Source organism: Catenovulum agarivorans YM01, from assembly GCF_000281085.1.
GTDB lineage: Bacteria > Pseudomonadota > Gammaproteobacteria > Enterobacterales > Alteromonadaceae > Catenovulum > Catenovulum agarivorans.
Genome location: NZ_JH767541.1, coordinates 1 through 12,598 on the forward strand (window position 1 = coordinate 1; position 12,598 = coordinate 12,598).

Below are 12,598 nucleotides of genomic sequence, written 5' to 3' on the forward strand. Positions count from 1 at the left end.
AAATGTATAAGGTATTTTCGGCCATTTGCCAAATGCGGCTATACCAAGCATCGTCAACTTCAAAATGCCCAGGGGTTGAGCCGACACCTGTCCAACGGTATTTTAAGCCGTGTACTTTTACTCCTTTTGGAATAGTGTATTCGATAATGCGGCCGTTTAACCAAGAGTATGATTCAAACTGCTGGCGACCTGCTTTTGTTGTATAAAAGGTTTCAATTGTGTTTAAACGCATATTTGATTTGATGTGTATGTTTAAACCCGCTTCCGCTTCAATATCAAAATAAGGGGTAAAGTTTTTATTAAAATCGAGTTTACAGCGAATTTTTTTGCCATCGGCGATAAATGGAAATTTGCGCTCTGGGTAGTTGGTGCAGTTAGCTAGACCATAGTTGTTTAAAATTGGAATTTCGCTGGGAAATAAATCAAAAAAAGGTGCACGACCAGGCTGTTTTTTTGATTTGGCATTTTGCCATTGTGAGTCGTCAAAACCTGGTTGGTTCCAAGCTCGTTCACTCCAATCTCGCAGGTCTTTACGTGCGTCGTACTTTACACTCCAAGCAGCAATTCGGTAAGGATTTTTCTTAAGCACTTTTTTATCATAAGCTGGGTGGTCTATCGCTTTCCAACTATCATCCGATACTATTGTGGTTTTGCCAACTTGTGCTTGAAAGATAAAACCGCCTGTATTGGATGAAATATAAGTACCTTTTTGGCCATTGTCACCATAATACCAAGCCAAAGCAGCAATGGTATTTTTACCTTTTTTAAGGTACTTACTGATATCAACTTGGTCGTAATATTTATTTGACGCAATCGGATAAAAATCGACTCTTGGTGATGGTTTTACTGGGCTTGGGCCACCAGTATAGCTACCTTCAAAAACGACTAATTCACCATTAATCCATAACCAGTATTTAGTATCGGCACTGATATAAGCCATGCTGTTAGCGCTGGTTTCGCTTAGGTTAACTTCTTTGCGAAAAGCAGCCCAAGTGTTTGGGTCAGTAAATCTGCCTTGAGGCCAAATCCATTCGGCTGACCATTCAACTGCAAGGGATGGAAATGACAAAAATAGCAGCACGCAGCTGCATATTTTTGCCATGATTTTAGAGTTTTTCATTGTTATTCCTAGTAATAAATGCTGGTTTAATGCTTACTAGGAAAATGCAACTGGCAGAAAAATTAATACCCTACATTAAACTTATTTGGTTAATAATTTTCGGCTGGTAACTGGATACCAATCTACTAATTTTTGCGCTAATCGTTTGACGATTTTTGGGTTTTTCTCAGCTAAATTGGTGGTTTCGTATTGATCTTGTGCCAAGTTGTACAAACGAGGTTCTCCAATCATAGAGTGTTTATCTGTCCAACGTGGATTTTCACCGTCATAACTTAAAATTAATTTCCAATCGTCTTCAATCACCCAGCGGTACAATAACGAACCTTCAATATTGTCTAGGTCTACAACATCGTGGCCATAGCCTTCACCATAAATGGTATTGCGCTGAATTAATTTTTGCTGTTTCAAAGTTTCAAATAAATTTAACCCAGGCAAACCCGCTGGTACTTCAATACCCGCTGCACCTAATATGGTTGGCACTATGTCAATACTGCTGGTCATTTCATTGCGCATTTGCGCTTTAAATTGGCTGGGTAATGAATAAATAATTGGCGTACGCACACCTGCTTCGTCAGGATTCATTTTTGAGCGAGTTAAATAAGTATGCGATTTATTTGGGTTTTGGATCCAACCATTGTCTGATACATAAACCACTAAGGTATTGTCTTTTAAACCAGTTTTGTCTAAATGATCCATTAACTGGCCGTTGGTTTCGTCAAACCATTCAACCATAGCGTAATATTTTGCCACTGGTTCTGGGTAACCTTTACCTTGGTACTTGTTTAGTATGCGCTCTGGTGGTGTATGTGGCGCATGTGGCATGTATGGTGCGTACCAAACAAAAAATGGTTTGTTGTCGGCTTTGGCTTGGTCAATAAAATTAGTCACTATCTCCATTCCTTCGCGACCAATTTTTAAACCATCATCACCATGGCGACCGCCTTTTTCAGGAAAGCCTCGGGTCATACCTTGGTCAAAACCTCCTCGCTTATAGCTGCCTTCCCACCATTTTCCTGTTTGTAGTGATACATAACCTTTTTCGCGTAACATTTGTGGCAAAGTAGCTACTCTATCAATGTTAGAAATGAGCTGTTCACGCGCAGCATTGTAGGCAGCCGAGTTCTTTTTACCATAGACACTTGGTGCAGGATCATTACCCGTAATCAGGTGCTGTGATGCGTATAATCCTGTCGCTATTGTCGCTAAAGATGGTCGACATAGCGACGTCGGAACGTAACCGCGGCTAAAAGTTACACCTTCAGCTGCTAATTTATCCAAAGCTGGAGTATTAACGTGTGGACTACCCATAAAACCATAGTCGTTCCATGCATGGTCGTCCGACAATATGATGACAACATTTGGTGGAGTCTGTTTACTTGTGTTGGTTTGTTCGGCTGCGGTTCTTTGAGTATTTGAAGTGCTATTGCACGCCGTAAGAATTAAGCTGGTTAATACAGCAGCAAGTTTAAATTTTTTCATTTTATTCTCTTGTTTGATTGACTATTTTGTTGTTCACAGCTGGTGTTAGCTAAGCCTAAATTTGGCAAAGTTATTAGTAATAGGTCGGTAACTTGAAAACTGATACCCCTGCTTTATGAGTAGTCATAATGAATTTATTTGTAGCCTGTGGGTATCAGAATGCTCTGGTGAGCGCATAAATATATACAGGCCCAAGATTTAGCAACTAATAGAACAAGGTAATAGAAAAATGAAGTCTGCGAGAGTTATGACGTTATTTAATCACACAGTAGTCATGCTGCTGTTGTGTGTCACTGGATTGATTTTTAGCAATTCCGCAGGCGCATTTTCCCACTCAAAAGAAATTAACTTTAATCATAATTGGAAATTCAAATTGGCAGACAATTCTGCGTTTAAAAACCAAGACCACAATGATAGTGGTTGGAATTTAGTAGATGTTCCCCATGATTATATTTTTGAACAGGGTGTCAGTGAAGACGGAGTTCAAGGGCAAGCTGGTGGTTATCACGGCGGAGGCGTAGCTTGGTATCGTAAACACTTTGCATTTAATAACCTATGGCAAGGCAAACAAGTTTTCATCCATTTTGATGGCGTTTATATGAATAGTGAAGTGTGGTTAAACGGCCATCTGTTAGGTTCTCGCCCCTACGGTTATATTAGCTTTCACTATGAGATTACAAAATACTTAAAAAAAGACAATAATGTCATCAGTGTGCGGGTTGATAATACTCTACAGCCTTCCGCTCGTTGGTATCACCCCGGTGGTATTTATGCGCCGGTAAAATTGAAAGTGGTTAACCCAACTCATATCAAGCACAACTCTTTATTTGTTTCTACACCTAAAGTTGGTAAACAAACCACTGTTCAAACTGCGTTTGAACTAAGTCAAAAAGTAAACCATGCGAGCAACTATCAAGTTCGTTATCGGCTGGTCGACCAAGATGGTGGTGAGGTTTTAACTGGCAAATCTACACTTTCTGCTATCCAACAACAAGGTAACTATCAATTCTCGTTCCAATTAGACAATGCAAAACGTTGGAACCCACATGATGCCTACTTGTATAACTTGAATATTGACCTATTGCATGAAGGCAAAGTAATCGATAGCGACAATACTAACTTTGGTGTGCGTGAAATTGCTTGGAAAACCGACACGGGCTTTTGGATTAATGGCAAAAACGTCAAAATTAAAGGGGTATCAGAGCATTTTGAAGGTGGCCCTGTTGGCGGCGCTTGGACTAAACCATTATTGCGTTGGAAACTGCAATTATTAAAAGATATGGGGGTTAATGCTGTGCGCTTGGGTCACAACCCATATCCATCTATGTTTTACGACTTAGCCGATGAGTTAGGTATCATGTTAATGGATGAAATATTTGATGGTTGGCGTCAAAAAGCTCGCCACGATTACGGTCGTTATCATTTTGAACAATGGTGGCAAAAAGATATTACAGAGTGGGTAACACGTAATCGCAATCACCCTTCAATCATTATTTATAGCGTAGGGAACGAAACGCACGGTGAGATTGCACCACAATTAGTTAAAGCGGTTAAACAACTCGACCCTACGAGAATGGTAACTTCTGGTTCATCAAACAAAGAAGACATGGAGGTAGTGGGCGTTAACGGTGGTTCAGAAAATAAAAACTTCTTAGAAGGGTTTGAGTATGATAAGCCGTTTATTTCAACTGAAGCACCACATACATGGCAGACTCGTGGTTACTACCGTACACAAACTTGGTGGCGGGATGGCCCATTAAACAATACCTATGATCTGCCTGACCTAACGGAAAACGAAATATTTTTTTACGATTGGAAAGATCCGAAAGATTGGAGTAACCAGAAACAACATTTAAATTCATCTTACGATAATGCGACAGTGCGTATTAGCGCTCGAAAAAATTGGGAAAGAGCGCGCGATTTACCATACCACTCAGGGCATTTCCGTTGGACTGGGTTTGATTATCACGGTGAAGCTGGGTTAGCGCATGGTGGTTGGCCATTCCATTCATTTATGGGCGGTGCGTTAGATTTAGCTGGTTTTAAAAAAGACTTATTTCATTTTTATCGTAGCCAATGGTTAGATGAGCCGTCGTTACATATTTTGCCAAGTTGGACACATCCCACCATGGCAAAAGGTACTAAAATTCCAGTTTGGGTTTATTCAAATCTTGATGAAGTTGAGCTCTTCCTTAACGGTAAATCACTCGGTCGAGATAAACCTGGCCTTAAAGCTGAAGAAATGCAATGTGAGTGGTTGGTGCCTTGGCAACCAGGGAAGCTAACGGCTGTTGGTTATAAAAATGGTCAAAAAGTTTTAGAAAAAACCTTAAATACTGCCGGTGCGCCAGTCTCTTTACAACACTATGTGGAAGAATTTGCCGCTGAATCTGGTTTCTCTGCAACTAAAGTCATAACATCACAAGTGTTAGATAAAGCTAATGAGTTTTACCCTTATAGTGCCAACAAAGTTTATTACCACTTTTCGAGTGGGGTAAAACAAAAGGCATTAGAAAATGGTTCTCCGTATGACCATACAAACCGTGTTCACGCCAACTTCCGTTCATTGTTTATGGGGAAAACCCGCGCCTTTGTTGAGATGAAATATCCGCAAGCGAGAGAATTTGCCACCATAGGGGCAATTATTGGCGATGAAGCCTTGCGCCTATCTAACCAAGTTAGTATTGATGTGCAATATATTCCATTAACGGATAGTGCTCGTCATCAAATGCGACAGGTTAAAATTTTCTATACAGTTAATGATGCATATGCAACAGAGATGAAGCCATACACAGAGCCATTCAATGTCGAAAACGGCGATACCGTTTACGCTAAAGTACTGATAAACGATAAAGTTGTGCTCTCTATGGAGCAAAAATTTGGTGATGGTGTTGGTCTGTTTTGGGGCGATAAAGACTCTGCCAAAATGTGGGTTGGTAGAGGCCTCAGACTACAAGCCGAAGCGGCTGAGTTAACTGGCGCTGAAGCAAAAAGCGATGCTAAGTGGGTACATGGTGGCTCTTACACTACTTTCAACGATAAAGAAGGTAAGCTGTATTGGTATCACGAGAATGATGGCGAAGATGGTGTATACAAATCGCTCATTCGTTATACTCACAATGATCAAAAGTCTAAACGCCCGCTCGATCTATACATAAATAATGAATTTGTCACTACGGTTGAATTTAAATCGACTGGAAGTTGGGTAAATTATTGGAGTGTCGTTGAGGTTGAATTTACCTTGGTGAAGGGTGCCAATCACATTGAGCTCAGAACAAAAGGTGAAAGTGGGCCAAATCTAGACCAGATAAAACTAGACTAATCAAGTTGGCTCTAGAATAGCAAATTAGTTTCGGTTAAATACTAAACGCGCGGTTTGTAAACACCGCGCGTTTTTTGTTTGCCCAGCGAAGCTGGCAAACCCGTCGGATTGAAAGAAATCTGAACCCCAAAGCGATTACTTTGTATCTGATGTGATAAAAGGTTTTATTAGCATAAAAAAAATGAGCAAAAGGGGTGTCAACATACAAAGAACACCCCTATTCCTGACAGTAGTTAATTTGAATTTTAAGATTCTTAATTTACCGGATTTAAAATGTATCTTGATGTGATTAATATTCGTAAATATGTATTAGTGCTGAGCTTGGCATTGACGCTGGCCGCTTGTGGCTTAGCCAATAATTCAAGCGTGCAATTGGCTGCGCCAGTTGCCTTAAAGGTTGGAGAAGGGTTTGTAAACCCAGTCGGTTATTATGAACAGATGCCAAGGTTTTCTTGGCAGTTTGACGAAAATAGTGCTTTAACAAGCCAGCAAGCATACCAGATACAGGTCGCGACGAGTATAGATGCAATGGATAGTGCCAATTTATGGGATAGCAATAAGCAAGTCTCTAATCAAAGTAGTTGGATTAAATATCAAGGCTTAGAGCTGAGCTCAAGACAACGTGTCTATTGGCGTGTGAGAGTATGGGATGAGCAGGGTCGTATTTCTAACTGGAGTGAAATTGCAACAATAGAATTGGGCTTATTGGCAAACAACGAATGGAAAGCACAATGGGTTCGACATCCAGAAGCAAACGAATTTAGAGAATTTAAAAAAGGTAACACTACCTTTAAAAACAAGTTATATCGTCCTCAATATCTTCGTACTAAATTTAGTAGCGAGTCAGAAATAAAATATGCGCGTTTATATATTACAGCTAAAGGTATTTTCAAAGCTTACTTAAATGGTCAAACAATTTCTAAGGATGTAATGACCCCTGGCTGGACTGATTATTCTCAGCGGATAGAAACCTTAACATATGACGTAACTAACCTTATTCAAGTTGGTGAAAATGTTCTTGCGGCGACTGTTGCCGAAGGTTGGCACACAGGGCGTATTTTGTCCCCTCAGCCCAGAGATGTGGAACCGTCCGCGTTACTAGCGCAACTAGAAATAGTCTACACAGATGGCACTCAGCATATAGTTAAAACCGACAATAGTTGGCAGGTGTCTATAAATGGGCCGATTCGAGATGCAGGTAATTACGATGGGGAAACCTATGATGAACATTATGAAATGCCAGGGTGGAATACCATTAATTTTGATAGTTCAAATTGGAATACGGTTCTTGTTGAACCTCTTGACGGTAAGGTGTCCCTAGCGCCTAAACGTCATACAGCCCCTACCACCAAAGTTACATTATCTGCGGTAGATATAGTAAAGGTAACTAATCCTCAGCCTGATGTGGTTGTTTTTGATATGGGTCAAAACATGTTAGGTGTGCCTGAATTAAATATTCCTGTGCTCGCAAACCAGTTGGTAACTGTGCGTTTTGCTGAGGCCTTAGAACACAACACATTTTATACAGCCAACATGCGCACTGCTAAGGCAACCGATTATTACATGCCAGCTAAATCAGGTGTTATCAACTACATTCCAACTTTTACTTTTCATGGCTACCGTTACGTTGAAATATCAGGGTTCGATCAATCGAAAACACCAGAATTGAGCTGGGTTAAGGGGTTAGTCCAACATTCAGATTTTAATGTTCATGCTAATTTTACCAGTTCGCATACCAAGTTAAATAAGCTAGCTGAAAACGTTGTTTGGGGGTTGCGTGGTAATTTTTTAGATATTCCTACAGATTGCCCACAGCGTGATGAACGTTTGGGTTGGACAGGTGATGCCCAGGTATTTGCCAGCCCATCTATGCATATGGCGGATGTTTATGGTTTTTGGGCTGCTTGGCTTCAATCAGTGCGTGAGGAGCAAGCTGTGGATGGTAGGGTACCCAATTTTATTCCAACCAAACAAAATAAACATACTAAAGGTGCTTCTTCTGGTTGGGGTGATGTAGCTGTAATTGTACCCTGGGAGCTTTATGTTTTAACAGGCGATAAGCAAATTCTGGCTGACAATTACGATATGATGCAAAAATGGCTTAGTTACCATCAAACACAAGTTAAAGACAATATCTCACATATGGATAGCTTTCGAGATTGGTTGCAACCTTATCCAAAACAACAAGACAAAGCACAGCGTCGCCGCGGTGATACTCCGCAAAATTTGATCTCAACTGCTTATTATGCGCGCGTTCTAGATTATATATCTCGAGCAGCAAAAGTTTTGGGGAATGAAGATGATGCTCAAGGGTACGCTGCAAAATTTAGCGAGATTAAAATTGCATTTCGCAGAGAGTTTTATGACGAGCAAACAAAAGCTAAAACAGACAACACTCAAACCAGTTATTTGTTACCACTTGCGTTCAATTTATTTGATGGTGATGACAAGCACAGAGCTCAACAACATTTGTTAGCAGAGATCGAGCGTGCTGGCTATCACTTAGGTACTGGTTTCTTGGGTACTCCTTTATTGGCACCAGTTCTGCAGGAGATGGGACGAAGTGACGTGATGTTTGAAATCTTGTTTAAAGAAACCTATCCATCATGGTTCTATTCTATTAATAACGGCGCAACCACTACATGGGAGCGTTGGGATTCTTATTCTATAAAAGATGGTTTTAGTAAAGAAAGCATGAATTCGCTAAATCATTACGCTTATGGTGCGGTCGCACAGTGGTTTTATCAGGGAATATTGGGTATTAAACCCTTAGAGCCTGGTTTTAGCCATATAAAAATCGAACCTCAATTTAATCAGCGTTTAACCAACGCGAGTGGGAGTTATAAAACACCGCATGGAGAAGTAGCTGTAAGTTGGAACATCAATAAAGACCTTCTGTCTATGGAAGTTAAAGTTCCCAAAAATACTTCAGCGAATATCGTTTTGACTAATACACAGCAGGGCAGTTTGACACTTAATGGTTCGATAGCAAATGCACAACAACTCATTAGTTTAAAAGCGGGCAAATATCAAATTACCGCTAATTTATTAGCAATTGGCGAGTAGGAATAAATTATGAAAAAAATAATACAAACAATTTTACTATTTAGTGCCATTGCATTAACTGGATGTGGTGGCAGTGGTTCCGATTCTACGGTGTCCAATGACACACCAACACCAACACCAACACCAACACCACAAAAATCAAATTCTGATCCAGAAGCTGACTTTGATGGCAATGTGACGATTAATGGTGTTAAACACCCTGGTATGATGTCGACTATGAGCCAACTTAATACGTTGCAACAGCGTTATCAAAATGGTGATGTTAAAACGACTAGACTAGTAAATGATTTAATTGATTATATAAATCAAGATGGGCTACGCATTCGCAAACCAGGCATTGAAAATCCTGAAACTGGTGGTGGTGCATTAATATATTGTGGGGGGTTTAACAAAGGACGAGATGGTGTAACTAAAATACTTGCTTGTGATTGGCCTGCGGAAGATGGCATAACAGCTTATACTTTTGCCCTTTTAAGTTATATCACTAAAGATACAATGTACGCGGTAACTGCATTGGATTATTTGAACGCATGGACGGATGAGAATAATTTTAAAGGGTTTGATACAGAAGGCTTAAATGCACCTCTACAACATGGCTGGATATTACCTTGGTTTACCAACGCTGCTGAAATTTTGCGTTATAGCTATGAAGGGTGGACCGATAGTCACACGCAAAAAATGAATGAGCTTGTCAACCGGTTATTGCCATTAGTGACCTCTGATAAAATAGGTGCACCGCAAAATTGGTTACATTCTCGTATAGAAGGCCATATTGCGGCTGCTATTTGGTTGAGTGATATGCAAATGCTCACCGCGGCTTTTGACCGTTGGAAAGCAGCGTCGCGCACCTATATTTATATAGACGCAGATAATGGCCAACCTTTACCATCTATTAATACGCAGTATCGGGGCACGTTAGTTGAATACTGGGACACGCCTAAGTTTGTAGCTGGTTTAACTATGGAAACTTGTCGTGATTTAGACCACCAAAGTCTGGGGATGAAATCCATTTTTAATAGTTTAATGATGGCTAATAACCAAGGCATAGACGTTTTGGAAGGTAACGATAATAAAGAGCGCTTGGTTACTTTTTTGCAAGTACAACCAGTATGGACTCAGTCTAAATTAGACAACCCAGATGGCATTTGTAACAACCCAGTGATTATTAAAGGCAATGATGACACAGGCATAAAGTTGAGCTCTCAAACGGTTAGATACCCCTATGTACTTGGGTACAGTTTGTTAAAATCGACAGACTTTCCTTTATTGTTAATTAAAAATGATATTGAAAAATCACCTACAGTCTCCGCTTCTCGCTGGGTTACAAAATGGGAGAGTTTGTTAGCGTCAGCTTTGGAATAAAGCTATGCAAGTTGTCGCGAGAGACGTTATTTGAGCAAAAATAATTTGTATAAACTGCGAGCTAAATCGACTTAGGTAGCCAATTTTGCTCGCAGTGAGTTAAGTGTCAGGTTAGAGTTGAAATATCGCTTACTTCCAAGTGTAGGTGGTTGCTGTACTATCTAGGAATGAATTCCAAGTTTCTTTGCTGCCAAATAATCCTGCAGCTTGCCAACCAAAACCAGCTTTGTATTCTAAATTTCCTTGCGTGTCTGTGCTGGTGAATAGCCAAACATGACTTTGATCTTTTACTTCACTCGGAAGGTGGCGAATGTCTTTAACTAGACTTGGTTTGATGATTGCACCCGTGCCCAAACCTTTACTGTCAATCTCTTCCCAGGCTGAAATTCGGCCAGTTTGTTTATTGAAATATACTTGGGCTTTTTCATCATGAGTTGCGATGCCGATTGCAATTGGTAATTTTGCAGGCTTGCCATTTAAGCTAAATTTAGAATTTACATGGTATAAATGTTCATGCATTTTTAAAGTAATAGTCTTTTCTTCAGTGACTTTACCTAAAGGTGTATCCATTTGATAAGTGAGGGTAAACTTATTGACCTTGTTACCTGTTTCATGAACTTGGTAATTTAGCCAATGTTCGGCAGTATATGCTTTGCCGTCAATCCATACTGCGGTGCCTCCCACACCGCGGCTATCGCCAGTGTGGTATGGGTCGTAACCTTCACCTCTATCTTCATGATAAGAAATGCCCTTTAGGTGGTTTGCATACCATTTATCAATTATCGAGTAGTCTACTTTTTTCAACCAAGCATCTACTCCGCTTGAAATGCCTGAGCCTTTCGCAGCTGGGCCGTATACTCTAAAGGCAACTTTGTCATTTTCCCAAGTAAAGTCGTCTAATCTTTCTGGTGCGTGGCGCGCGTAGGCTCTTACTGGTGGGTTACTCATCTCTTTTATACCAGCAGCTTCCTCCTTAGCTTGCATATAATCAAAAATTTCTGACCCAGCTAACAAATATGCACCAACTCCATATAGTTGGGAGTCATCAGCACTTACTTGGCCTGGAGCAGCACCAATGGCTTGAACCCAACCTAATTTGCCGTCTGGGTGTACTGCTGAGTTTAGTAATTTCCAACCTTTGCTAACAACAGGTAAAAACTCATTTTCTGGTAATAAACCATTATTTAAACCCCAAGCAAAACCAAAGGTGAATAGGGCGGTACCACTGGTTTCTGGAAGAGGACTTTTTTCATGTGCCAACAATGACATTGCCCATGAGCCATCTTGTTTTTGTAATGACTTTAATTTTTTTGCCATTGTTACGAACAAGTTTTCATATATTGGGCGATTTGGATCGTCTTTGTCCATATATTCCATTGAGCGTGCCAATCCTGCAAATACCCAGCCTGAACCACGTGCCCAGAAAAGCTGTTCGCCAAATTCTCCTTTGATTTCTTTAAAACGACTGTCTCGGTATAACAAGTCATATTTTTCATCATACAAATAATCGATAGTCGCTTGCATTTCGCGGTGGGCATAATCAGCATATTTTTTATCGCCAGTTGCTTTGCTTAATGCAAACCAACTAGGTGGTGCCATAAACAATGCATCCGCCCAACACCAGCGTTTTTGGCAGGTATGTACAATATTTTCGTCGACTTCAGGCTTAAATTCCAAGTCAACTTGTGAGTTCGCTTCAATAATGGCATCAAAGGCTTGTTTGGTAGCTGCCAAAACTTTGGGGTTTTGCAGCTGCTTCATGTAATACCAAATATAGGTGTCTGCAATTAATTGGTCGTCGCCAAAATAAGGTACTGGCCCTAACTGCCAATCCCACTCATTACCTTTATAACCAATCCATTGGGTGTAGGTCGGGTTATGTGATCGTTCTGCTAGGTTTTTTAAACCTGTATAGAAAACGGCTTGTACCCAACGTTTATGTTCTAAAGATTCCATACGTTTAAACTGAATATAATCTAATGATTCTAAACGTGGAATCTGCCAGTTTGCGACTTTTTCGATTTTTGCTAGCACTTGCGAACTGGGTTCAAATAATTGCTGTGTTTGGACATTTATCGCGGATTGTTCGCTTTGCTGCTGATTGTTGTTTGCTGCGCTGCCATCTGTTGCGCACGCAGGTAGTAATAGTGCTGCCGATAAACAGGTAAGTTTCGCAATTGTATTTAATTGTAATGGTAATTGTTGATATTTTAATGCACTCACAAATGAGTCCTCTTGTTAAGATTGTT

General features: G+C 40.3%; 6 protein-coding genes. 3 read left to right on the forward strand and 3 right to left on the reverse strand.

The annotated features are described in order from the left end of the window. On the reverse strand, positions 1–1,120 hold a 1,120-nt coding region (locus WSC_RS0119875), incomplete at its 3' end, for an alpha-L-rhamnosidase N-terminal domain-containing protein (protein ID WP_016957715.1). A gap of 81 nt (positions 1,121–1,201) precedes the next feature. Continuing rightward, positions 1,202–2,599: a sulfatase family protein gene (locus tag WSC_RS0119880; RefSeq protein ID WP_016957716.1), complete on the reverse strand. Its 1,398-nt coding sequence runs from the start codon at positions 2,597–2,599 to the stop codon at positions 1,202–1,204. Between the two features lie 229 nt (positions 2,600–2,828). On the opposite strand from WSC_RS0119880, the gene WSC_RS0119885 reads away from it, so the two are divergent. The 3 genes from WSC_RS0119885 (at position 2,829) to WSC_RS0119895 (ending at position 10,349) form a co-directional block, all read left to right on the forward strand. Then, positions 2,829–5,921, forward strand: coding sequence for a glycoside hydrolase family 2 TIM barrel-domain containing protein (locus WSC_RS0119885; RefSeq protein ID WP_016957717.1), 3,093 nt, complete (start codon positions 2,829–2,831; stop codon positions 5,919–5,921). 273 nt (positions 5,922–6,194) lie between these two features. Continuing rightward, positions 6,195–8,987 carry an alpha-L-rhamnosidase gene (locus WSC_RS0119890; RefSeq protein WP_016957718.1) on the forward strand — a complete coding sequence of 931 codons (2,793 nt, stop codon included), beginning with the start codon at positions 6,195–6,197 and terminating at the stop codon, positions 8,985–8,987. 9 nt (positions 8,988–8,996) lie between these two features. Continuing rightward, the gene (locus WSC_RS0119895; protein ID WP_016957719.1) at positions 8,997–10,349 is read left to right on the forward strand and encodes an alginate lyase family protein; all 1,353 of its coding nucleotides are present in this window, start codon (positions 8,997–8,999) and stop codon (positions 10,347–10,349) included. A gap of 129 nt (positions 10,350–10,478) precedes the next feature. Here the strand turns inward: WSC_RS0119895 and WSC_RS24495 are convergent, their stop codons facing one another. Further along, positions 10,479–12,572 (reverse strand): glycoside hydrolase family 88 protein, encoded by a 2,094-nt coding sequence (locus WSC_RS24495; protein WP_016957720.1) that lies wholly within the window; start codon positions 12,570–12,572, stop codon positions 10,479–10,481. Positions 12,573–12,598: the final 26 nt, after the last annotated feature.